This is a genomic window from Rossellomorea pakistanensis, assembly GCF_016908495.1.
Lineage (GTDB): Bacteria > Bacillota > Bacilli > Bacillales > Bacillaceae_B > Rossellomorea > Rossellomorea pakistanensis.
The window spans coordinates 25424-50642 of record NZ_JAFBDZ010000009.1 but is presented as its reverse complement, the minus strand read 5'-3'; the positions used below and the strand labels follow the sequence as shown (position 1 = coordinate 50642).

The following is a 25219-nucleotide window of genomic DNA, read 5'->3' as shown; positions in this document are numbered from 1 at the left end:
TCTCCAACGTATATTTTTTATAATGAAACAAAAATTAGTAATAATAGGAATAAGAACACTACAAAGCCAGGGATAATCACGGTCCCCAGACCTTTCCAGGCAGAGAATCGGTGAGCTTCCGCAATCGCTTTGATTAAAACGACGACATACCACACTGATATAACCATTTCCAAAAGAGCTGAGATAATAATGACGAAACTCTCCCCAGCTGTCATAGGTGGAGCAAGGGTAGAAAAATTAAAGATCCCTAATATTTGTAGATCGGGAATCCATAATAGCAATGAAACGATAATCGGAATAAATCCCCACGCAGAAGCCACCATGACTTCTTTTAAAGTACCAGTTCCTTTGAAAAGTTTTCCAATAGACCAATACAGCAAAGAAGTAATAGCCCAGATAAATAGCCCGAAAATAGGTCCCAACAATAATCCAAATAAGACAATTCCTTCAACAGAAGTGGAAACTTTATCGGCAATATTGGAGGTTGACGCTCCGTCTAATACGTTAGATATTCCAGCAAGACAAGCTAATAGGAACACCCATGTGAATTTTTTATGATCGATTACATACCTAATGGTTTTTCTTGGCTTCACCCATATAGAAAGCCAGGGAAATACTTTTTCTTTTTTCTCAATATGTTCATTTGCATCTGTAGCTGTTTTCAAGTTGAAATCTCCTCTCGATTTCTTTTTACTTATCTATTGCTCTATGATATTTGGTATTTTCCTTTCCATTCCATATAGAAATAGGTAACCCAGATAGCTAAAAAAGGAAAGATTAATAGGTTTAATAGCATCTGGACAGCAAGTTGAGCCAGTAGTGACGTTGTAACAGTGTAGATGAGAAACATGCTTACCCATCCAATGATGATTTCCGTTAAACTTATAAATAAAATAATTAAAAATAAGGGGACAAATCTTCTTTTCGTAAATACAATTGAAGTCTTTATAGATTTCCAGACGGATTTTCCTTCTAAAATTGCTTCGTAGGGTGCAACAAACATAAATATCAAGAAAATTAATCCTGGTAGGATAAACAGTAGGATCCCTATAGAAGTAACAAATGAAATACATACCCCAAACACAAATAAGGAGAAGGCATTTGTGATAAATACATAGTAAATCTTTTTATAATTGACTTTCTCATCTGTCTCATATGACTTCACAAACTGGATGAAGGGTATTTGAGCGATGACAAGAAATATAAACGTCAAAAGGATATAGTAGAAATCTGCCATTGCCGAGGTAAAATCATTAAAAACAAACATATAAACTAGATTGATTATGAACCAGTCTATCAACAGTAATGGTAGAAGGATTGTAAGAGAGAGTAATAGTACTCCCTCAAACTTCCCTGTATAAATTCTAGTGGCTTCTTTTAAAGAATGAATCATAACTAACTCTCCTGAACAGAAGGATTTCTTACTCTTCTTTTAATAAAGTCTTCGTTTAAGGCGATAAAAAAGTCTTTTTCATACAATTGAATCTGCTTTTGAACTAATTCTTCGTAGGATAGGTCTTTTATTTCTTCTAACTTCCCAAATTTTCTTAATGAATTTTCCAGCGTTAGTACTGATTTATCATTTACTAGGATATTTGTTTTTTCATATACCTCTTTGAAGGAAGGATTTTGACCTAAATCATTTTCTTTCATGAAGTTATAAATATTCTTTGCTAGGTCTACTAAATCTTTTTGCTTTAATGTTTGTAAAAATAGCAATGCTTGCGATTCCCCGTGGATGGTTCTAATTCGCTCTAATTGCTCATTATCAAAGGAATTTTCATTCTTTATTCGTTGACAAATGTTTTGAAATTCCTTATATTTCTCGCTGACTTCCTTTAAAGCATTTTCAATATAATTGATTGCTTCAATGATTTTGTTCATTTCCTCTTTTGCAGCTGAAAAATGTCTTTCTTTTTCTAATTCTTTTATGAGATCTCTGTAATGATAATAACTTTTCGTTAGATCCTGTGAAGCATATTCATTTAACTTCGCTATTTTATTTTTTAGATACTCCTCCAATAATATAAATTTATAGAACACTGACTTTACTTCACCGTAAGAAAGATCGTATGGTGTATAGATGTAACTTCCATATAGTTTTGAAGTAAGCCTATAAAAATGAGCCATTTGATAGGTAGTAGCGTCCGTTTTAAATTCATATGGAAATACATCTATCTTTTCTAGCATCTTTTTGTGCTTTTGAGCTACCTTCACGATTTCTTCATTGTTCATTTTTCCAAGCCTCCTATACTAAGAGAACCAACCTTTTACCGTTGACCATGTTTTCTTCGCTTTGTCTGCTATCCCTTTTCCAAGCTTTTTGACCGTTTTAACAGGGTTTGTGACAGCCTCTTTAATCGTTCCCCAATGTTTGACGACGGTTCCACCAAGCCATAATACTGCACCACCAGCAATTAAGGCTCCACCTACTACTTGCCCTCCTGGAAATGCGGCAATTCCTGTTCCAACATTCATAAGTAAACTTCCTGAGCTTTGAGCGAGATCAGCTCCCGCAGCAACTCTTTCTTTTCCAGTATCTGCATTAAATAGCTTAACCGTATTATTAAACGAGTCTACAGCAGAGAACCCTGCTCCCACAGCCGCCCCAACTACATTTAATTTCCCTAATGGAGCCATTGCCTTAAAAGCGTTTGTGGTGTTTGAACCAAACTGTGCTGCTGAAGAAGCGATATTCGACAATTTTGCATTTCTGATGCCATCCATTACAAGCTGAGGATTTGAGATGTAAGGCGACATTCTAGAGCCTAAAAGAGAAGCAGTATCTCGTACATTCTGAATATTACTTCTGAACTCATTAACATTCTTCCCCACATCTAATGCGTCCACGCCTGCTTCTAGTAAACTGATATCCTTTGCCGAAAACTTAAAGGATGTTTCCAATAGCTTTAAGTAAAATGTTTTAGATTTGGTATTCCATGTACCCAGATCACTTAAATCAATATTATTCTCTGCAAGTGTCTGAAGTGTTCCTAACCCTATATCACTAACTCCGAATTTAATCCAATCATAACCAGAATAGATTGGATCATCTGCAGTCGGCTCCTTAATCGGAGATGACTCTGTCAACTGGTATTCTGATCCATTAGCCATAAATGGATTCCCGTTGGTTCCATCCCCACTAAATGGAATCCCATTCGTTCCATTTCCACGAAAATCATTTGGATCCCAGCCATTATTTTTCCAAGGATCCAAGTACCATTGATGTCCCTGCCAATCTTGTCCTTGTGTCCTATTTCCCTTTGTTCCTTGACCTTCTGTACCGTTTCCTTCCCAATCATTTCCCTCTGTTGTGTTTCCTTCCCAAGGGTTTCCTTCCCAGGATTCGCCTTTCCATTGTAGATCAGCACCATCCCATGGATCACCTTCCCACGGATTTCCTTCCCATGAGTTTCCTTTCCATGGTTGGATGGTCGCTAAAGCTGGAATCGAAAATGATTGGAAAAGAACGATGAATAAAGCCAACATAACGAAAACTTTTTTCATTACTTTTTCAAACATCGCTCTTTTCCTTTCTCTATGTATTAACTTCATTAACTCTATTTTTTTCTTTCTATTAAGCTAATGGGCTATAAAAAAAGCTTGAGTTATCCTCAAGCTCTCGATTGTATTTGTTGAATATGGTTTTTCCTCATAATGGGAAGTCCGATTCCAACCGCCACTGCTGTAATCGGAAAACCTTCATCGCCAATTAACCACATTAGAACAGAAACAGGTACATATATTGCATAGAAAAAGATCATTAAACACAAATAAAAGATTCTCCATCGTTTTTCTTTTTTAGACATATCCACACTCCTCTTTCTATAATTCTTCTAATAAACTGTTTAAAAAAGGAATCACTCTAACGACCTTTCCCCGACGCCAAAGAAGGGAATATACTCAAGAAAGTCGATCTTCGGTCCAGCCGATGTTTGAAACAATTCTTCAGCAAAGTTGTTAAAAAACCCATCATAGCTTGTTGCTTCTACTGTATTCGATGCTTTTACATGAACTTGTCCATCATCTATTGTCAGGGTAGCCCCTTGGAGGTTCCCGTTGTTTTCTAATATTGTTTGTCGTGCTTCACTAGTCATACTTTTAATAATATTTTGCTCTATCTCATCTTCAAGGGTTTTTGCTAGCTCCTCTTTTCCAATTCCTTTACTTAACTCGTCTCTTAAGACGATATCTACAGCTTCAATAGAAATTTCATTCGATGAATAATCACTATAGTTAGGATTACTATTTAGTTCAATAATCTTTTCGTCGATCTTTTCAGCAATCGATTTTGGGTGTTTATCAATTAAACCAGGCAATGTCTCATCTTCGTACTTCTTAATCGCTACTTCAATTTGATCATATAAAACAGCGGTAGCCGCTAAGCTCGCTTGCTGTGATGTTGAATTTGCTTGTTCTTTTACGGCAAATACCTTCGAAAGATTAAGGATAAAAACAAATAAAACCATCATGATGGCTAAAATTCCGATAACGAATAACGCAATATTCCCTCGTTCATTTTGAAAAATGCGCTTAACCTCCAATTTCATTTTTAATCACCTTACCACTTGCTGTTGATGAGAATGAATAAGAAGGAGTGCCATTCGGGAATAATTGATCTGGTAAAAAGACAAAATCAATTTTGACATTTACTTTCGTAGTAAAATCTTTTGAACTCATCCCACTAGCTCCTTGAAAGGTGAGGTAAGACCCTCCTGAAGAGACAATTTTCGAAGCAGCAGCTTCTGCCTCACTACTATTTGCGGTCATAGAATAAACTTTAGCCGCTTCATTAGCAGCAGACTGTGCAATCATGACACCCTGAACACTGACAATAAGCTGCCACATGATCATAAGGACAATAAATACTAATGGAAGAATCCCTAGAAATTCGATCGTAGACGACCCTTTCTCATTTGCTACTTTTTCCTTAACCGTAAGCATCGTTTCATCTCCTCACCTTTCAACTACGTTAGCTTTCTAAGTCCTTCTCTCCACTTCATTGTATTAGTGGTCAACAGTACAATGAATAAGGGATAAAATAACATATTGGTCACAATCTGTACTCCGGCAACTGCAGCATAGGAGCTAGTAATATTTAATGTCAAGGAGTTAAACACAATCCCAACTCCCATTTCAAATACTCCCCACAAAGTGATCAATAGAATGATCTTGATAAAGTGTTTCTTAAATAATAGTCTTGCTTCTTTAATAGACTTCCAGACTGATTTATTATCGATTATGGAAATAATCGGGGCTGTAATGAATAAGGAAAGAATAATAACTCCAGGTATAACGAATAACCCGAATCCAATCACAATGAATAAACTGATCAAACAGGAAAAAACGAATATCGGAAAACCTTGGACCAGAAAAGTATACAAGGCATTCTTAAGAGAGTCTTCCCGGCCTTCAAACTCATTAAAGGTATATTTCACAAATGGAATTTGGGCATACAGGAAAAATAGAATGGTAAATAGAGCATAGTAAATGTCTGCTACTGAATAGATGGTTCCAACATTAGGAGTTATCGCGTATATGTAATTGGTTATAAACGAGTGCAGGATCAACAACGGAAGTTGAACGCACAAAATAATGATTAATATCTTTTCAAACCTTTCCGCAATAAAAGAAAAGGTATATTTTAATGGTTTATCCATAGTTTCACCTCATGGCTTTGGGTAACGCAAATCTTGTTTGTAGCGTGGGAGTTTGGCTAATGCTGCTTGGTAAATTGATTTCTTGGAAATCTCTATTTGCTCTTCTGTTGGTAAATGAGAAATTTTTTGTTGATCCTCTAAATCCTTAATTGAGTCTTCCGTTTTTTTGATTCCATTTAAAAGTTCTTTCAAAAAAATCATATTATCCTTTGGAATCGACAACATAATTTTTGTATTCTGCATTTCTTTCTCCATCATTTTAAGAGCGCTATAGTTTTCAAGAAGTGTTTTCCCCTGTAAATATTGAATTCGATTTATATGGGCTAGTACTTCAGTGATACGCTCAAAATCGTCATCATCTATCTTATTTGTCTTTAAAATATGATCGTCATAATGATTTGAAAACTGTTTGATCAGCACTTTAAATTCTTTCTGTAAATCACCAAATTTTAATAAAATTTCTCTTCCTTTTTCAAGAATTGGATTACCATTGTTAATTTGAAGATAATCTTGAATAGAGTAAGCAGGAGCATAAAAATAATCTTCACTAATTTTTGCTCTTTGTTCTCCAATTGAGAAATAATTATTTGCAAAAACTGTAAAAAGGACTAGTTTTTCAAAAGCTTTAATTGCATCATTCTTACTAAATTCGCTAGATGATACGACTGTATAACCTTTTACTTTTGATTTCCTTTTGTAAATCGATAGGAAATACATAGTTTGATTTATTTCATAGCCAAATGGATTTAGAGAAGCATCTTCAAACCATTTTTTATACTTATTTGCATTTTTGGATAAGGTTTTTACATCCCCTATTCATCTCACCAATTTAAAGAAGTTATATTTTGGGATATCTAAGATCCTGTTTATAACGTGGTAGTTTTTTTCTTCCGACTTCTTTTAGCTCTTCTACTATAATTTTAGTTTGCTCTTCGACAGGTAAGTGAGCAATTTCTTTTTCGGTATCAAAAGCTTTTATGCTTTGTTCTGTTTCTTTTGTTCCGCTTAATAATTCTTTTAAAGAAACTTTTTGTTCTTGGGTAAGTTGTTTATCTAAATTTAGTTTCTTCATTTCTGATTGCATATTTTTTAAATCTGAAAAAGAATCTAAAAAAGTTCTACCTTGGAGATATTGAATCCGGTTGATATGAGATAATGTCTCATAAATAATTTCAAATTCACTTTCATCAATTTTATTTGTTTTTAAAATCACATCATCGTAATGTCTAATATAGTTTTGTATGTGATCTTGTAATTCTCTTAGCAAGTCCCCTAGTTCCAGCAAAACTTCCCTACCTTTTAGAAGGTAGTTATTTTTCTGATTAGATTGTAAATGGTTATCAATAATCTCTGAAATATTGTAAAAAAATTTCGGAGACAATTTTATTTTGGATTTCTCAATTTCAAAAAACTTATTTCCAAATACAGTGAATACAACTAATTTCTCAAAAGCTATCTTAGCATCTGTTTCTGAAAAAGAACTATCTGAAATAACTGTGTATCCTTTAAACTTATCCCCCCTTTTATAGATTACTAAATAGTAACTAACATCATTTATGTCATAGCTGAACGGATTAATTATTACCTTATTTTCTAACCATTTTTTGTGTTTATTTGCTCTTGGTTTTAATACTTCTAAATTCATAGAAAACTCCCTTGTAGTGGTGGCTTCATAGTGTCAGGAACACTGCTAAATAAGAGATTTCATAACATTTTTTTCAGATATTACTGTCCTTGACACTAATGAAGTCAACTTTTTTTATTCTATATTACTAGTCTTCTATTTTTTATTAGCTAAACCAACCTTTTATTTTACTAATTCCTTTACTAATTGCTTTTCCAGTACTCTTAATAGGATCTTTAGCAAACTTCTTAACACCTTCCCAATTATCTGCTACTGCTTTGGTCAGTTTTGAAGCCCCCCAAAGTACAGCTCCTCCAGCAATCATAACTGCTCCAGCTGCTTGTCCCCCAGGAATTGCTGCTGCTACTACTCCTGCATTCATTAAAAGGTCTCCTGCGCTAGCTCCTGCATCAGCAACAGCTGATACTTTTTCATTCCCTGCAGCATTTGAACCTAAAACATCGAATGCTTTAGCACCTTTAAACCCAAGCTCAAATGCTGAATATCCTGCTCCAACAGCTGCTGTTGCAACATTTAATTTTGAAATTGCCCCAACTTTTGATAAACCAGATAATACATCGTTTGCATTGTCAGCTACATTTGCGGCACCTCTAAGTCCATCTGCCGTATTAGCTGCATCTCTAACACTTTTCAATATTTTATAATCTTTTACAGCACCTACAGCATCGGCAGTCTTAATCGCACCATCATGTACATCCGATATACCATTAATAATCCCTGGAGTATTTTCACCTAACCCCATCTTCACGCCATTTAACATAAGTGTTGAAAAGAAGGTTCCATTAGGTTTAAATCCATTTGGGTTATTCTCAAAATCGAATTGCATATAACTATCGATCATATTCACTTGTCCGCCAATGACATCAGTTGAAAGATACTTCGCTACCTCAAATCCCATTGGCAAGTTCACATCAGTTGGATTTCCTTCAAAACTTTCTGTAGAACCAGCATATTCATAGGCTATCGGGGAATATGGAGGAAATGGTGAGTTAGTAAACGGGTTGCCATTCCATCCGTTACCATTCGTTCCATATCCGTTGGTCCCATTACCTATGAAAGGATTTCCGTTGGTCCCGTTACCTGTAAAAGGATTCCCATTTGTACCATTCCCATTAAATGGACTTCCGGTCGTACCCTTTCCTTCGAAACCATTCATACTCCATCCGTTATTATGCCATGGGTCCATATACCATGGAGTACTCGACCATTCATGACCATCCCAATCTTGTCCTTGTGTTCCTTTTCCTTCTGTTCCTTGCCCCTCTGTACCGTTTCCTTCCCAATCATTTCCTTCCGTCGTAGAGCCTTCCCATGGGTTTCCTTTCCACGGGTCGCCTTCCCACTGAAGGTCAGCTCCGTCCCATGACTTTCCTTCCCAATCTTCCCCCTCCCAAGGATTTCCTTTCCATGGTTGTATGGTTGCTAATGCTGGGATAGAAAATGATTGGAAAAGAACGATGAGTAAAGCTAACATAACGAAAACTTTTTTCATTATTCTTTCAGACATCGCTCTTTTCCTTTCTCTTTGTATTCATTCTTTACTCATCGGTGTTTATTGCTGGGTGCTAGTGTTGTATTTTTCGTTGATTTGTTTTCTGAGATCGTCAATTTTCTTTAAGTTCAAATCATGTAAATCGTCTCTAATCTCATCAATCGATTGCTCAGCTAAATCACCTAGATCATTTTTTCGGGTCTTCAAGTCATCTGCTTGTTCAAAGGTAATTTTCCCTTCTCTTCTAAGCATATCGATGGAATAACTGATATTTAGACCTTGTCTTCTAGCTTTAAAATTCCAATCATTTGAGAAGCCTAAGATTTCAAAACTATTATCTACTCTCTGTGCATCAGCATTTCTAAGAGCATCATTTTTCCATCTTTCCCAATTTTCCAATACCTCTTGGGCTCTTTTGAATTCTGTTTTTAGTTGCTCACCATTAGAAACTGTCGTGTAAATTCCATTTGCACTTTCTGCAACTTGTTGTAATTGTTTTTGGGCTTCTGCATCGACATTGAAACCAATCACATTAATAATAGGAGCTACGTTTGACCCTGCAAATGATTCGGCTACTTCAACTGGATCCCCATCACACGTTTCAATTCCATCACTGACAAGATAAATAAGATTCGTATTTTTCTTAGCATCCAGTCCTTCAAAACTAGCCTTTGAGGATTCTAAAGCGCCGGCAACAGGTGTCCACCCACTTGGCTGAAATTGATCTAATGCTTTATTGAACTCTTCTTGATTGTATGGTTTTAATTTGTAAACCTGTTCAATGCTGGAACAAGAATTCTCTTTATCCGCATCGGAACCCGTTCCTTTATGGCCGTAAACTCTTAAAGAAACATTTGCTTCTTCTGGAGCATTGGCAAGAAACTCTTTTATCGCTTCCTTTGCTAGCTCCATTTGTGTCTTTCCACCTTGAGCTACCTTCGCCATACTCCCACTAGAATCTAAGATAATTTCAATATTATAATTTTCTTTGAATTGAAGCCTTGGATCTTCCATGTTTTCATTTCCAAACATAGAAAATTTCCACTTATTAATCAAATCTTTCGGGTCATCGAAATCAGTCGCAACAAGTGAGTAGATATATTGGAAATACTTATCGTAATCCTCTTCTGTTGCATTTTCTTTAAGTACAGGTACTTCTTTCATCAACTTTAAATAATCTTTTTGTACTACTTCTGTTTCTACCTCTTGATCAGCAAATGCTCCTGGAGATTGATTAACTAATTCAATTGTGTTGGTCGGAACCTTTGGTAAATTGTTAAAAAGTTCAGATTGATCTTCTGAAGTACCACTTTCTGGTTTTTCCGCTTTTTTGTCTGAATTCTCTTCAGAATTATTTTCTTCTTCACTTGATGACTGGGACGAAGTGGCCTCTTCCTTACTTCCTTCCTTTTCACCGCTGCATCCAGTGATAATTAAAAGTGAGCAAAACAATATTGCAGCGAACTTTTTCATTAATTAACCCCCTAATCAATACTTTTTTGCTGGGTGTTATTTGAAACTTTTTCTTATTAAATAAGTGATGATACAAAAAATCATTATAGAAACAATTAATCATAAAAATAATAATTATGAGTTTGCTTCTTAGTTACCTCCACCGATTTGCTCAATCATACCTTTTAATTTATCTTTAACTGTAGTCCCAATACTTGTATCACCAGAGAATGCCTGTGAGATTACACCTACAACAATAACAACTACCGCTGCAATCCCGATCCACTCTAATGTTTGAGATCCTCTTTCATTCTTGATCATTCCTTCAACTTTCATTGCCGTTTTTACATACATTTCATTTAACTTTTTCATCATTTTCATTTCCTCCAATTATTTTGTTATTTTAATAAGTCTAAAAGACTGTTTTCCCCATAAATAAGATTAAGTATCATAAGTCCAGCAACCATTAAGATAGAGACTGGAGCAACCACAAAGGTGGTGACTAGTGTTACTTTTGGTGAAGCTTTTGCCGCCAATTCCTTGACTTGTTCTTCCCTTATTTGACGCATATCCTCAGATTGGACTTTAAAGGTTGTGGCGATTGGCACCCCTAGTTTCAACCCTTGGAGAAGTGCTTTTATTAAGCTTTGAAACTCTTGATTATCATTTCGATCTAATAGATTTCGGTAAGCAGTTTCTCTCTGTACGCCTAAATCGATTTCATGGTTAAACCTTGAAAATTCTTCTCTTATAGGACCGTCGAAGAAACGAATCACCTCCCTTAAAGCTTGGTCTAGACTAACACCGGCCTGAAGACTGGTACTAATCGTATCTAGGAAATCAGGGAGTTCAAGCCTGAGTGCTTCTTGTCGCTTCTTAGCCTGCTGTTTCACTAAAAAGATTGGTAAAAAGTAACCAATTAACGGGTTAAAGACGATCGCATACTGTGAGAATGGCAGACCGATAATAAAGGAAAGCATCCCTAAAAAGAATCCAACAACCGCTAAGAATATTTTAAGTCCTTGGAATCTTTCTACTGTCAGTTGATAAGGGTTCCCGGATTTCCTCAACCAATTTTTAACGTCCTGGTTTTCACTAAAAAAGTTAATTCGTTGACCCAAATCTGCGAATTCATCGGCATATTTCGTTAGCTTCTGAATAAGCTCTGCTTTTCGATTTCTCTTTTTTACTTTCTTTTCGAAAAGATCACTTTCCGTCACTTCGGATATATGTCCAAGGAGCATTCTTTTTTCCTTGAGATAAACGGAGAAATGACGAATGGCGAGAACAAATGTGAACCAAAAAATGATTATGGCAAGAATAATTAATGCATCCATACATTACACCTTTATATTCGTAATTTTTCTAATTAAAAAGAATGATAGAACAATCCCGCTGCCAAAAAGGATCAAGATCACAATCCCTGGCGCTGTCCATAGGGAGTCCGTAAAACCTTCCATAATATTATTCATCATCAATAAAATGAAGATAGGCAGTGCTGGTACAATCAACGAGATATAACGCTGTTCTGACGTCATCGTTTTAATCGTTTGGTTAAGCACCTTTCGATCTTCTAGAGTATTGGACATCGTATCTAGTGTAGTCGCAAGGTTCCCCCCTGTTTTCTTTTGAATGAGAATGGTTGCAATAAAAAGCTGAAACTCACGTGATTTATTTCGCTTTTGAACGGATCGTAAAGCGATTTCTAACGGAACACCTAGTTTCAATTCGTTTGCAATTCGCTTAAATTCATCTCCTGCTGGGGCTGAAACTTCCCTGGCCACCATCTCAATTCCTTGGTTAATCGTTAACCCAGATCGTGCGGAGTTTCCCAGCAGCCTACAAATATCGGCCAATTGATTATTAAACCGTTCCTCATATTTATTTTTCCTCATAAAAAATAATAGATAATGAGTCACTAATAAAAGAATAGGAGAGATGATCAAGGTCAAATTCGCTGGCACATTAAAGATATTGGAAAGTAATACGAATAACAGCAGAAAGCCAAAAATATGGATCCCTAAATATTCAGAAGGAAGTAAGGCGATATTAGCATTTTGAAGCTTTTCCCCTAAAGGTTTAGCACTACTGGAATGATCAAAACGATCCCCAATAACGCTAATAACACTTTTTCTTTTTTCCTCTGGATACCACTTTTGGACCTTTTGCTTCCATTCCCGCTTTTGAGTTCGGTAGCCTAATAGAAAATAAAGTCCCCATAATAAAAGAAGTACTGCCAAGCTATATAGAATAGATACGCTTATGGTCAAGCTCGGCCACCTCCTTCGGTTCAAATAAATTGTCATCTAATTCAAGTCCAAATACCCTTAATTTTTCTAAGCATCGTGGTCGAATGCCTGTGGCTGTATGAATACCAAGGACTTCTCCTTTTTCTCCTAGTCCAGTTCTACGAAATTTAAAGATATCCTGCACTCTAATTTTGCTTTCATGATCAACGTATATTTCTGAGATATTCATAATTTTCCTTGTACCATCTGCAAGCCTTTCTACTTGAACGATAAAGTCTAAAGCCCCGACAATATATTCTCTGATAATATTCGTTGGCAGGTCCATTCCCGCCATAACAACCATTCCCTCGATTCGACTGATGGCATCATTAGGGGTATTAGCATGGACAGTTGTGATCGAACCTTCATGACCTGTGTTCATCGCTTGCAGCATATCAAATGCTTCCGCTCCCCTGACCTCACCTACAATAATTCGATCGGGTCTCATACGGAGAGCATTTTTCACAAGCTGTCTGATCGAAATCTCACCTTTTCCTTCTACGTTCGATGGCCTCGCTTCTAATCCGACTACACTTGCTCGGTTCAGCCTCAACTCCGCAGAATCTTCAATAGTGATGACACGTTCTTTAAATGGGATCGCCTTTGCCACCGCATTAAGTAACGTTGTCTTACCACTACCAGTTCCACCCGAGACTAGTACATTTGTTTTAGCTTCGACGATCGCTTGAAGGAACTCTGACATCCCTTCCGTAAGAGTGTTGTAGCTGATGAGATCTCCCATTTCAAAAGGAGTTTTTCTAAACTTTCTTATAGAAATGAGTGTCCCATTCAAACTAATCGGCGGGATAACGGCATTTACACGGCTCCCATCTGGAAGTCTAGCATCAACCATAGGTGAGCTTTCATCAATTCTTCTACCTAGTGGAGCGACGACTCGATCGATAATATGACGAACATGCTCCTCATCTTTAAATCGGACATCAGACTTCTGTAACTGCCCTCTTTTTTCGATAAAAACTTCCTTTGGACCATTGACTAAGATCTCTGTGATGGTTTCATCCTTTAATAAAGCCTCGAGTGGACCAAACCCGACACTCTCATCAATTAATCTAGAAAGCATCGAATCTTTTTCATGTCTCGGTATGACAACCTTTTCCTCTGACATGAACTGATTGATTAATCGTTCGATGGATAGTCTTCGCTCTTCTTCAGATAGGTTGGTCAATTGCTCCAAGTTCGTTTCAGATAATAATCTAGCTTTATAGTGCTCTACTAATTCGTCTATATACGGGTTTGAAGTCGAAACATTGGATTCGTAAAAGCTCTGTTGTTCCGTTTTTTTCTCTGCTTTCCTTTGGAATAATGACATGGGATCCCTCCCTTCCTTTGATTGGTTACTATTTCAACATTGACGTAACCCATTTTTGAATGTCTTTAGCAGGGGGAATTAATTTCTTTTCTTTTGTTGCTTTCCTCAGCGGCACCCCTTGATTGACGGCTGATTGAACCCCTTTAATATCTCTTCTAATTTCTACAGATACTGGAAAGTGGATGAACTTTTCTAGATCCTTTTTCGTTAATTCATTTTCTCTTCCCTTAAAATTAAGAATAAGCTCCAGTCGTTCCTCCGTTTGAAGACCCAGTCTCTTAAAGAGGTCTTCAACGTGCTTTAAGACACGAATAGCCGGTGTATCCAGTGTCATAACATAATAAATTCGATCTGCTTCTTCTAAAACGTTGAACGTTTTCTCATCTATTGAGGATGGCAAATCCACCACAATGAAATCGTAGCTTCTTTTGCACGCTCTTAACAGACGGATCATAAATTCTTCATCGACCTTCTCCGCCATTTCCGCATCTCTTGGACTAAGAAGGACCTCAAGCTTGGAATGTTCCTCTTTCTCGGAAACATTTCGGATATGGTGTTCATTAAGCTCATTGATTACAGGCTTTAAATCGATTAAGGAACGGTTGCTTTCAATTCCAAGATAAGTTTCAGCCCCACCAAATTGAAAATTAAAGTCAAGATGAATCACCTGAGCAGTAGATTCTAGCTTTAAGGTTTGGGCAAAAGAGGTACTAAGAAAGGTTTTGCCTGTCCCGCCTTTGCCGCTATAAAAGGCAAATATTTGCCCTTTCCCTTTCTTATAGCTCCCTGAAGAAACAGCTGCTTCCATTTTTGACTGCTGTTCCTGCCAAAAGTGGTTCACTCTACTTTCCAATGTATCAATTTCACTAGGAGCAATTAGAAAATCTTCTGCACCCGCTCGTGTAACATCCCTCAAAAGTGAAAAATCTTGTTCACTATGTACATATAGAATGGATACATTAGGGAACTCATTATAGATTTCCTGAATGATTTGGGTTGAAAGAGTATTCTCTCCTTGATACACAACGATAATAGTAGGATCATACCTTCTTAGATCTTCAGACCAATTCTCTACTGAAATATGTAATAACTCATATGCTGGTAAATGGGCTGTGATATTTTCATATAGTTCGTTTTCTTCTCCAATGAGGAAAAGTTGATTTTGTTTATTCATAAATTCCCTCCGCCATTAACTACTGTTGCTTTTTTCATTACTCTTTAGGTTTTTCTGCAGGCTTCTCAGCTGGTTTTTCTTTTGGCTTTTCTTCTGCAGGCTTTTTAGCAGGTTCTTGTTTAGGCTTTTCTTCCTTTTTCGGTGCAGGTGTTTCTTCCTTGGCTGGTTCAGCCTCTTTCTTAGACGCTTTCTCTTGTTCTTCTTTTTTTTCGACATTTGCTTTTATTATCCGTAAGCTATCTGCATAGTTCTGCATATGTATTAACTCGGGTGCTTTATCTAAAGGAACTTCTAATTGTACACCTTGGAAATCATTATCCTTTTTAGCAACCATAGCCACTTTTACATCCTTCATAAATATGGACGTCTCTTCTTTATCATTGAACCTGTGGGAAACAATGATGTCTACTCTATCTAACGCCTCTAGTCGTTGGTCGAAAAATACTCTTTCAGATTTCATTAAAGTAATAAGACGATTGTTCTCCTCTACTACAGCTGAAACATCTTTAAGAATATTTTTAGTAATAATATCCCCTTCTGACAAAGGGACAACGGATACTTTTCCTGCTAGATCTTTGACTTCTGTAACGTGATACTTTTTCAAATATTTCTTAGGTATTTCCTCTGTCTTAACGTTATTAGGTGTAATAATTGACCGTGATGAAATCTCATCACTTGCTACATACACTTGTACAGTCGTCCCAAGGTTAGTATTTAACGCTTGTACTTTCTTCAAAACTAAAAAACCAGCAGTTAATGCTAATAGAAGTGATAAAACAATAAATATAATAGCTTTCCTTTTCGACTCCAGCATCTTTCGGCCCTTCCCTTCTTTCTCTCCTCTACTTACGTACAGAATCTCAATATGATGTCAGTATTATCTGAAAATGGTACAAATGTAAGAGACATCCGGAACATATTGTAAATTCTCGCACATTTACCACTATTTTCCAAATTGAAACATTTATTCACATTTTGTTCATACCTTTTTTCTATATAATTTCTACCATTTGTTTGTAAATTGGTCAATAACCGTAGGATTTTGTCGAATTATGTCTAGGATTTTTATACTAAAATTAGTTTGAAGGTAAGGGTTTTTTCCGGGAGTTTTAGACGATATAACCGGAGGAATATTCTGAAAAATAGATAAATACTTCTCTTTCTTCGCGGTATAGTTGGGTTTTGACTTAATTGTAAAAACTCATAGGTATTTATACTTAATTTTACTGATGGAGTTTTTTGTCGAATCCATATAAAAATCCCCTTAGATTTTTTAATCTAAGGGGATTAATAATATGTGTAATACGGCTTAATCCACTACATATAGACAATCTTAAACTCCTCACATACTACCAACATTTCATCAGAAAATGATTGGTTTATCGCTGCTAATTCTGCTGAAAAGAAGTCGACATGTACCTTTCTCCAATAGTTTAAAGAGCGATCGCCCTCTCCTTCTTTATAAGCGAAGTCTGCATTAACTTCTTTAAATGGAATAACCCTTACGTCTACTGTTTCTATAATTGCTTGGGCTATTCCCTCCCAGTTTGTGATAATATCCAACTGACCGCGCTTTGGAAGACTTTCCCCTTCTAACTCGTAAAACAAGTGCAAAGAAGAAGTCGCTGTTTTAATTCCGTCTTTTACTAATTGAGCTAAGTGATCAGCATCTTCCTTCTCATGACAAAAATGCCAGGAATTATAGGTCTTATTGCTAGTATCTGATATTTTCGTGTAGTTCTCCCACATTTTGGTGACAGACTTATGTTCCATAGTTACCCCCCCTTTTTATTCACCAAAAAAACCACCCTCTAATGAGAGTGACTTCTTTATCATCTACATTCTCATTATGACGAGAATTACCAGTTAAAAATTGAATACAAAAAATAATAGTTTTTTTACCTAATGAAGTTCTTATTTTCAATAGGTCAACAAATGAATCTTCCATATACATTTCAAAACAGAAGATAAAAAAGCTATGAGTAAAATTAACAGCATTGAGGATTGGAATTCTAGAGTATGTCTACTTTCTTATCAGTAAAAAATTCAAATGTTTGTTTAAATGCTTCTAATTTTTGTCGATATCTACTCATAATTTGTAGTTATTTCCCGGGAATTTGTTGAAATTTGAAAAATAGTGATTTCTATTAATTGATTGGAGTCAATAGGTTAAATTCTAAATGTATCAGATATCGCAACCTCTGTTTCATTTGTTGCTTCTAATTTTTCATTTTGTTGATACACAAGGTCTTCTCTATATCGTCTAGAGAATTGCCTGTATCGGGTAGCGATATAAGCGCTCCGATGTCGGATTGAACAAAGATACGTGGGTTACCCTCTTTTAAGAACTCTTATCCTTTTCCCTCAAAATTTGGCCATACTTTCGAACAGTGGGTGCTTGCATTACCACTCCTTCTGCCCCCCTCGGAAGAGAATACTCATTCATTCAGACGTATATCATGTCGCATATCAGACTTCCTTTTCTTAAAGATAAAGGTTCTAGGGATTTATTTGCAAGGTATATCGCCCAGCGATACGAAACTCAAAAAAAGGTTGAATATCCCATTTCTTGAGGAACACTATTTAGGACATGATGAACTGTTGGAGTCGGGAAACCTTTGTTTTAAACTGAGACATATCGTTTTATCAGTTGGATATTCACTTCACACGCGGCTGCGAGTTCATTGGTTAAATTCTAATCTTTCATTTTGTTAATACACAAGCTCTTTAGCTGTATCGTCTAGGGGACTTGTTCGTATCGGGCAACGCTATAAACGCTTCGAACAATGATACGTGGGTTGCCTCTTTTAAGAACTCATATCCTTTTCACTCTAAAATATGGCCACACTTTCGATCAGTAGGTGTTGCTACTTACTTAGAAGTGAATGCTCGTTCATTCAGATGTATATCATGTCGCATACGACTTCCTTTTCATAAAGATGAAGGCTCTGGGGTTTTAATGGCAAGTTATATCGCCCAGCGATACGAAACAAAAAAGCCGATCCACCCTTTAAAGGAACTCTATTAAGGATGACTCATATTTTTTATTAAGGTTCTTAACCACCTCAACTCCCATGTCATCAATCATTCTTTTTGCTTACTTCAAGTTTTGTATAATGTTTGGATGCGTACCGCTTAAATTTTCTACACCAAAAATTTCCTTCCACAAATCTTTACACCCTTCAGCATAAAAACTTTAAACAGGTACCTTATTTTCGGAATATGGAGAAAAGCCATGCCCATTTTTCTTTAGGCTTTTGTATCGCTTCTTCTAAACGCTTATTAAAATCATTTTGTGAACTCCATTCTTTTTTCTGCTCGTCCCTTATAGTTTGTATTTCTTTTTGCAAGAGTTCACTTTTTTGTTTTTCTTGTTGCAGCAATGTTTCGTAATGGCTATTTTGTTGTTCCGTTAATTTTTCAATTTTAGCATTAGTTTTTTGTGCTGAATTTCCAATACTAGAACTTATAATATGATGATCTTGCTGGAGTCGGGAAACCTTTGTTTTAAGCTCTGACATATCGTTTGTCAGTTGGACATTCATTTCACGTGTTGCTGCGAGTTCATTGACTAAAAACATTAAAACCTCTTTTAATTGATTGGGGTCATGAGGTAAATTTTCATATGTATCGGTTATCGTAATCTCTGTTTCATTGGATTCTTCTAACCTTTCTTTTTGTTGATTCACAAGGTCTTTAGCTGTATCGTCTAGGGGTTTGTCCGTATCGCGTAACGCTATAAGCGCTACAATGTCAGATTGAACAAAGATACGTCGATCGCCATCTTTCAAAAACTCATAACCATTCCGCTCTAAGATTTGGCCATACTTTCGAACTGTGGGTGTTGCAATCCCTACTTCTTCTGCCACTTCCTTAGAAGAGAAAGCTCGTTCATTCGGTTGTATATCACGTCGCATATCGGACCTCCTTTTCTATTAAATATGAAGGTTTTTAGATTTATTTGCAAGTTATATCGCCCAGCGATACGAAACAAAAAGAGCTAATCATCCCTTTGCTTGAGGTATTCAATTGAATGGGGTTTCACCTATTTATCTTGGAGTCAAGCGTTAAATCGTTCACCTACAAATAGCATTCTAATTTTATTAAGTCTTGCTGATTTTTTTAATTACAGTAAATATTCTTTGCATATACGTTCATGCTGTTAAATGAAAGAGACATTACACAGTACTGTGATAAAAGCCTTCAAATTATAGAAAAGACCTTTCATCAGTAGCTTAATTGATAAAAGGTCTTTTCTCAAAATAGATATTATTATTTAAGAAATTAATTGGATGAGCAGTTATAAACTAGAAATAATTTAAAACAGAAAAAGAGAAAATAATGTCCGAAAGTTTCATTTTTAAGTTGTTAGGATGATAAGAGAGTTCAGAATAAATCTTTAGGATTAAGTTTCTTACTTCCCTTTAACACTTTTCACTAAATATTTTTAAAGTTAAAATTGTAGAGATTTATTTAGTTGGCTTGCTTTTGAAGTACTTGTACGTCATTTTTAGTGTACCAGATATATTTTCCTGTATAACCATAAATGATCGCAAGTAAAATGGAAACAAAACTTAACCACATAAAAGGAACATAGGAAAAGGTAGCTATTCCTAAAATGCCTGCCATGAAAATCCCGTTGTCAGACCATGGAATCATTCCGGATGTTAGTGTACCACCGACTTCAGAATTTCGAGCTAAAACTCTCCGGTCTATATTTAAATTATCATAGTTTTCTTCCATAATCTTGGGTGTTAAAATAAGTGACACGTACATAGCACAACCAAATGCATTCGCTAAAAAGGCTACAAGTAATGTTGATAAAGTCACATTGCCTGCTGAAGTTAACTTGTTCTGGAATTTAGATACTATTACTTTTAGTACTCCTAGATGTTCAAGTAGACCCCCAAATCCTAATCCAAAAATAATAACGACGATTGAACCTAGCATTCCCTGGATTCCCCCACGATTCAGAAGATTGTCCATAAACTCAACACCTGTAGCTATAGAAAAACCATTATAAGCAGTACCAAGAGCTATGGGAAAATCTATCCCTTGAAATGCAATAGCCCAAATGGTTCCTAAGAGAGCACCAGCAGCAATAGTTGGTACAGAAGGTTGTTTCAGTGCTAGCATTAGAATGACAAATATCGCCGGAATAAGCATCCAGATCTGAATATTAAAGTTTTCCAGTAATGCCGCTTTCAGAAATTCCACTTTTTCTAAATCTGTATTTTTCCCGTCATACATAAACCCTACTATAGTAAAAAGAATAGCAGTAATGATGTATGCAGGGATATCCAAATATAACATGGCACGTACGTGTGCAATAACATCAACTTTCGACATTGTTGCTGCAAGTACGGTACTGTCAGAAAGTGGAGATAGCTTATCTCCGAAGTATGCACCAGAAAGAACAGCACCAGCTACAAGTGGCAAAGGGATACCCATTCCCTCTCCAATTGCCATCATCGCGATTCCTGCAGTCCCCACTGTTCCCCATGACGTACCTGTTGCCAATGATGTGATCGAGCAAGTGACGAGTGTAGCTAATAAGAAAATGCTCGGGTGGATAAACTCCAAACCGTAATAAATAAGTGTTGGTACGACTCCTCCTGCAATCCAAGTACCGATAAGAGCACCGACTACAATGAGAATTAAAATCGCCTCAAGACCGTTTGAAATCCCACTTGTTATAGCTCCTTGTAATTGCTGGTATCGGTGTCCTAAGCGTAATCCAAGTAAAATAACAATGAACCACGATATAAAGAGCGCAAGCTGTATCGGTAAATCAAATATAGTGGTAAATGAAAAAACAATGACTAAAAACAATCCCAATGTGAAGACAATCTCAAACATTGATGGTAATCGTACATTCCTCACTCCTACTCCCCCTAATATTAAAACGCTTTCAAATCTCAAATTATATATTTAAACATTCATCTTTCTTTTCAGTCATCCCTAGATCAAGAGATTCATAGCAAATGTATAAAATAAATTAAACAACGAAAAACTTTGACTATCAAACTATGACTCTTATTAGGGATGATTATTCAAATAGAAATTATATCTTATATATATAAGTATAGTTTGTTACACTCGTTCCAAAAGAGCACTACCAGAAATACCAGGATTTGTCATTTCATATGGATTTAAAATTAAATCAAGCTCTTCCTCAGTCAAAACATCATATTGCAGGCAAAGCTCTCGAATCAATTTACCTTTTAAGATGGCTTCCCGGGCAATTCGGGATGCAACTTCATACCCTATGTGTGGATTTACAGCTGTAAGTAATCCCACACTTTTTTCAACATATTCTTTCATCCGATCTTCATTTGCTTCAATACCTGTTAAACAAAATTCAGTAAAGCTACTGAATGCATTGTTCATAATGCTGATGGATTGAAGCAAGTTAAAAACCAATACTGGTTCCATCACGTTTAATTCAAGCTGCCCTGCTTCAGAGGCTAAGCAAATCGTATGGTCGTTTCCAATAACCTGAAAGGCGACTTGGTTAATAAGCTCTGGCATTACTGGATTTACTTTTCCTGGCATTATAGAGGAACCAGGTTGACGTGACGGTAAAGTAATTTCACCAAATCCTGCACGAGGACCGGATGCCATCAACCGTAAGTCATTCGCTATTTTGGACATATTCATCATACATACCTTCAATGCTGCTGACACTTCAGTGTAAGCATCCGTATTTTGGGTTGCATCGACAAGGTGTTCAGCTCCTACAAGCTGTAAGCCACTAATGTCTGCAAGGTGCTTTACAACATTTTTTATATACTTTGGGTCAGCATTTAACCCTGTCCCTACAGCCGTCGCTCCCATATTTACTTCATAAAGATGATGGCGTGTTTGTCCAATCCGTTTAATATCACGTTCCAATACACGGCTGTAAGCTTCAAATTCTTGACCAAGACGAATTGGTACAGCATCTTGTAGATGGGTACGTCCCATTTTTATAATATGGTCAAATTGCTGAGCTTTCTTCTTAAAAACATCTAACATGTCATTCATGGTATCCAGAAGTTTATTAAGCATATTAAGAGTCGAGATATGGATAGCTGTCGGAAATACATCGTTTGTTGATTGTGACATATTCACATGACTATTAGGGCTCAATTTCCCGTATTCTCCTTTATTATGACCAAGTAGTTCAAGCGCACGGTTTGCAATGACTTCATTTGCATTCATATTCATTGATGTACCGGCTCCTCCCTGGATTGGATCAACAATAAAATACTCGTGCCACTTTCCTTCTAGAATTTCATCTGTGGATTGAACTATCACTTTACCAAGTCCTTCATATAGGCGCATGCTATCCATATTGGCAAGCGCTGCTGCTTTTTTAACCATTGCTAGCGCTTTTATCATTTCTGTATGAATTTTATAGCCAGTGATTGGAAAGTTTTCTACTGCCCGTAATGTTTGTATTCCATAATAAACATCTGCAGGTATTTCCTTTTCACCAAGAAAATCTCTCTCAATTCGGTATGCATTCTTGTCTCTTACCATTTTCTTCACTCCCGTCGTAAGATTTAAAATGTAAGTCATCTGCAATCGGTGTTTCCATTATCTTCTTCACCTTTTGTGGCTCCTGTGTCTTGCCTAATGCCCACATTAATTTAGGAACAATGGCTTCTGTATTCATATTTCTCGAACGAATAATGATTTCATGATCGACTTTTCGCCCAACTTCATATATATCCATATCTTCTCCTTCTTCTAGACATTGAGTAGTAATGACAATGGACATTCCACATTTTGCTAAATTATTTAATTTTTCAACAATGTTTCTTCTTTCAAATGGAATACCACCGCTCCCATAACTCTCAATCACAATCCCTTTACATAAATTTTTTAGAGAGTCAAAGAATTCTGGCTTTATGCCTGGATATAATTTAATTAATAGAACATCTTTACAAAGGGATATATCTAACTTAATCTCTTTATTCTTTAACGTATCGACTGGTGTATTATAATGAATGTCCTCATTATTAACAAAAGCGACGTAAGGGTAATTAATACTTTCAAACGCATCATAGCTTTTCGTTCTCAATTTAATAGCTCTTGTCCCCAAAATGACTCTCCCATCAAAAACAACATATACTCCTCCGATTTCTTCACAAGCAAACCGGATTGCATCAGAGATATTTCTTTTAGCGTCTGTTTTCTGAAAGGCAATTGGGACTTGTGATCCAGTTATGACAATTGGTTTTCCAACATTTTGTAGCATATAAGAAAGCGCAGCTGAAGTGTAAGCCATTGTATCTGTCCCATGTGTAATAACGAAACCATCATAATCATGGTAATGCTCATATATCGATTTTGCTATTTTAGCCCAATTTTCTGGTTGCATATTTGTACTATCTATATTCATCAAAGGCTTACTATCAATCTGACAGAGTTGATTTCTTTCTGATAGATGACTTAACATTTCATCTGCTTTCAGCTCAGGTGCTAGTCCATCTTCTCCTTCTAATGATGCTATTGTCCCACCTGTAGTAAGTAACAGCAGCTTCTTCAATATAATACCCCCTTCATAACTTTCCTTTATCATTAATAAAATTACTCTTGGTCCAAAAATAGGAATATATATTTTAAATCGTGAATGTCTCTTTGACACTATCTTGTTCAACTAAATAAATATCATTAAAGTAAATCACTTCGGTTAGTATTTTATAACCTTGTATTCTCTTAAAAGCTTCTCTTGCTTCTTTTTCAGTGCAAAATTCAAATATTTTCATGTCGTTATTTGAATGAGATGTGATGATCCACACGAGAAAAATTCCTCCAAATAAAATGATTTAAACTATTTATATAGATTAGAATGTTGTAAATAACCCAGCCTATCCATCACTAGAAGCTTGAGAAGATTTTCTTATGCCAACCATATATGCTGATAAACAAATATCTACCTAATAGGACAGGGTTGTATGAAAAGTCTTTTCAAGGAATCTATCATTACTATTTGTAGTTGTCCGTCAAACCCTATTATTTTTTAAGTATTAAAAAATACTAAAGTCATATACCTCAGTAAGATGTTTTAATAACTCAACACCCGCCAGGCTGTTTCCACATTCATCTATAGCAGGTCCATAAATACCAATCCCACAACCCGTTTGGAAAAGGTTCTTTTGTCGACATCTAGCTGGTACAGATGCCATAACCCCACCTGACACTCCACTTTTTGCAGGTATTCCAACAAATGCTGCAAACTTTCCTGAAGCATTATACATTCCGCAAGTTAGCATTAAACCTTTTATTAACTTGGCTATTTGTTTAGGAAAGACTTGCCTTTTATGAATTGGGTCATATCCATTCTGTGATAAAATTAATCCAATTAACGCAATATCTTTTGTCGTAACTTCGATTGAACATTGTTTTAAGTAAACCATTAGAACATCTTCTACCTCAGACTCTAAAAATCCATTTTCTTTCAAATAATAAGCTAATGCTCTATTTCGATTTGCTGTTTTCCACTCAGATTGAAATACATTTTCATTAAATGTTGGTCGCTTCCCAATCATTTTTTCTATTAATGCATAGGTTGATTCTAACTTTTGCTCTGGTGAGTCCCCATTAAGAAGGGATGTTACTGTAATCGCTCCCGCGTTTATCATTGGATTAAACGGTTTACCTGGTTTATGCATTTCTAATCGAATGATCGAGTTAAATGCATCCCCTGTTGGTTCTACATCAACACGATTTAAAACATAGGGAATTCCACGGTCTAAACATGCAGCAATAAAACTAATGACTTTTGAGATACTTTGCAAAGTAAAAGGAACATTCCAATCCCCTGCCTTCATCTCAAATCCATTCGAATTAATCATGTAAACTCCTAAATCCGATCGATTGGACTCTCCTAAAGCTGGAATATAGTCAGCACATCTTCCTTTCATACCTAGTGAACGGTATTTCATGACCCATTCCTCCAGATATTTTTCCTCCTTAAAGTCACTTATAGGATCTATTTCTTTTATCTTTTGCTGAAACACTCCCCCACCCCCTGTAAGCGCTTCCGTAATTTTGGTCTAATAGATATAATTCAGTTTAGAATCTATGCTACGAAAAAATACAAAACACTACAAATCAATTAAAAAATAATTTTTATATTTTCGCTTAACCAAGTTGATCAGATAGGGATATCTTTATTAGCAGAAAAT

General features: G+C 36.1%; 25 protein-coding genes. All 25 read right to left on the bottom strand.

The features are described from left to right. Positions 1-17: 17 nt before the first annotated feature. The 25 genes from JOC86_RS23685 to JOC86_RS23565 all read right to left on the bottom strand — a co-directional run bounded on the left by JOC86_RS23685 (position 18) and on the right by JOC86_RS23565 (position 25036). On the bottom strand, positions 18-665 hold the full coding sequence (locus JOC86_RS23685) for a Yip1 family protein (RefSeq protein WP_205175987.1): 648 nt from the start codon (positions 663-665) through the stop codon (positions 18-20). A gap of 41 nt (positions 666-706) precedes the next feature. After that, complete coding sequence (locus JOC86_RS23680) at positions 707-1393, bottom strand: hypothetical protein (RefSeq protein WP_205175985.1); 687 nt, start codon at positions 1391-1393, stop codon at positions 707-709. A gap of 2 nt (positions 1394-1395) precedes the next feature. Beyond that, complete coding sequence (locus tag JOC86_RS23675; RefSeq protein WP_205175984.1) at positions 1396-2235, bottom strand: hypothetical protein; 840 nt, start codon at positions 2233-2235, stop codon at positions 1396-1398. 18 nt (positions 2236-2253) lie between these two features. After that, the gene (locus JOC86_RS23670) at positions 2254-3522 is read right to left on the bottom strand and encodes a hypothetical protein (protein WP_205175982.1); all 1269 of its coding nucleotides are present in this window, start codon (positions 3520-3522) and stop codon (positions 2254-2256) included. A 92-nt stretch (positions 3523-3614) separates the two neighbouring features. Continuing rightward, positions 3615-3809 (bottom strand): hypothetical protein, encoded by a 195-nt coding sequence (locus JOC86_RS23665; RefSeq protein WP_205175981.1) that lies wholly within the window; start codon positions 3807-3809, stop codon positions 3615-3617. A 51-nt stretch (positions 3810-3860) separates the two neighbouring features. Beyond that, positions 3861-4550 carry a Tad domain-containing protein gene (locus JOC86_RS23660; RefSeq protein WP_205175980.1) on the bottom strand — a complete coding sequence of 230 codons (690 nt, stop codon included), beginning with the start codon at positions 4548-4550 and terminating at the stop codon, positions 3861-3863. After that, positions 4534-4944 carry a TadE family protein gene (locus tag JOC86_RS23655; RefSeq protein WP_205175979.1) on the bottom strand — a complete coding sequence of 137 codons (411 nt, stop codon included), beginning with the start codon at positions 4942-4944 and terminating at the stop codon, positions 4534-4536. The genes JOC86_RS23660 and JOC86_RS23655 overlap by 17 nt, the downstream gene beginning before the upstream one ends. Positions 4945-4967: 23 nt before the next feature. Next, the gene (locus tag JOC86_RS23650; protein WP_205175978.1) at positions 4968-5660 is read right to left on the bottom strand and encodes a YciC family protein; all 693 of its coding nucleotides are present in this window, start codon (positions 5658-5660) and stop codon (positions 4968-4970) included. Positions 5661-5669: 9 nt separating this feature from the next. Further along, the gene (locus JOC86_RS23645) at positions 5670-6377 is read right to left on the bottom strand and encodes a hypothetical protein (protein ID WP_205175977.1); all 708 of its coding nucleotides are present in this window, start codon (positions 6375-6377) and stop codon (positions 5670-5672) included. Between the two features lie 121 nt (positions 6378-6498). Beyond that, a complete protein-coding gene (locus tag JOC86_RS23640) occupies positions 6499-7305 on the bottom strand; it encodes a hypothetical protein (RefSeq protein ID WP_205175976.1) in 807 nt (268 codons plus the stop codon). 145 nt (positions 7306-7450) lie between these two features. Further along, positions 7451-8812: a hypothetical protein gene (locus tag JOC86_RS23635; protein ID WP_205175974.1), complete on the bottom strand. Its 1362-nt coding sequence runs from the start codon at positions 8810-8812 to the stop codon at positions 7451-7453. A gap of 45 nt (positions 8813-8857) precedes the next feature. After that, on the bottom strand, positions 8858-10270 hold the full coding sequence (locus JOC86_RS23630; protein WP_205175972.1) for a VWA domain-containing protein: 1413 nt from the start codon (positions 10268-10270) through the stop codon (positions 8858-8860). Positions 10271-10399: 129 nt separating this feature from the next. Further along, positions 10400-10624 carry a hypothetical protein gene (locus JOC86_RS23625; protein WP_239587819.1) on the bottom strand — a complete coding sequence of 75 codons (225 nt, stop codon included), beginning with the start codon at positions 10622-10624 and terminating at the stop codon, positions 10400-10402. A gap of 23 nt (positions 10625-10647) precedes the next feature. Next, positions 10648-11586 carry a type II secretion system F family protein gene (locus JOC86_RS23620; RefSeq protein ID WP_205175968.1) on the bottom strand — a complete coding sequence of 313 codons (939 nt, stop codon included), beginning with the start codon at positions 11584-11586 and terminating at the stop codon, positions 10648-10650. Between the two features lie 3 nt (positions 11587-11589). Further along, entirely contained in the window at positions 11590-12519 is a 930-nt protein-coding gene (locus JOC86_RS23615) for a type II secretion system F family protein (RefSeq protein WP_239587818.1), read from the bottom strand. After that, positions 12491-13867, bottom strand: a complete 1377-nt coding sequence (locus tag JOC86_RS23610) for a TadA family conjugal transfer-associated ATPase (RefSeq protein WP_205175966.1) — start codon at positions 13865-13867, stop codon at positions 12491-12493. The genes JOC86_RS23615 and JOC86_RS23610 overlap by 29 nt, the downstream gene beginning before the upstream one ends. Positions 13868-13895: 28 nt before the next feature. Then, the gene (locus JOC86_RS23605) at positions 13896-15041 is read right to left on the bottom strand and encodes a CpaE/TadZ family protein (protein ID WP_205175964.1); all 1146 of its coding nucleotides are present in this window, start codon (positions 15039-15041) and stop codon (positions 13896-13898) included. 37 nt (positions 15042-15078) lie between these two features. Continuing rightward, positions 15079-15855, bottom strand: a complete 777-nt coding sequence (gene cpaB / locus JOC86_RS23600) for a Flp pilus assembly protein CpaB (RefSeq protein WP_205175962.1) — start codon at positions 15853-15855, stop codon at positions 15079-15081. 503 nt (positions 15856-16358) lie between these two features. Further along, entirely contained in the window at positions 16359-16814 is a 456-nt protein-coding gene (locus JOC86_RS23595) for an ASCH domain-containing protein (RefSeq protein WP_205175960.1), read from the bottom strand. Positions 16815-18250: 1436 nt separating this feature from the next. Beyond that, positions 18251-18958, bottom strand: a complete 708-nt coding sequence (locus JOC86_RS23590) for an SH3 domain-containing protein (RefSeq protein WP_205175958.1) — start codon at positions 18956-18958, stop codon at positions 18251-18253. A 556-nt stretch (positions 18959-19514) separates the two neighbouring features. Further along, positions 19515-20924, bottom strand: a complete 1410-nt coding sequence (nhaC, locus tag JOC86_RS23585) for a Na+/H+ antiporter NhaC (protein ID WP_205175957.1) — start codon at positions 20922-20924, stop codon at positions 19515-19517. Between the two features lie 210 nt (positions 20925-21134). Beyond that, positions 21135-22565, bottom strand: a complete 1431-nt coding sequence (aspA, locus tag JOC86_RS23580; protein ID WP_205175954.1) for an aspartate ammonia-lyase — start codon at positions 22563-22565, stop codon at positions 21135-21137. Continuing rightward, positions 22534-23577 (bottom strand): asparaginase, encoded by a 1044-nt coding sequence (locus tag JOC86_RS23575; protein ID WP_205175952.1) that lies wholly within the window; start codon positions 23575-23577, stop codon positions 22534-22536. Before JOC86_RS23575 ends, aspA begins: the two co-directional genes overlap by 32 nt. Positions 23578-23650: 73 nt before the next feature. Then, positions 23651-23830, bottom strand: coding sequence for a hypothetical protein (locus JOC86_RS23570; protein ID WP_205175950.1), 180 nt, complete (start codon positions 23828-23830; stop codon positions 23651-23653). Positions 23831-24058: 228 nt separating this feature from the next. Then, positions 24059-25036 carry a glutaminase gene (locus JOC86_RS23565; protein ID WP_338021820.1) on the bottom strand — a complete coding sequence of 326 codons (978 nt, stop codon included), beginning with the start codon at positions 25034-25036 and terminating at the stop codon, positions 24059-24061. Positions 25037-25219: the final 183 nt, after the last annotated feature.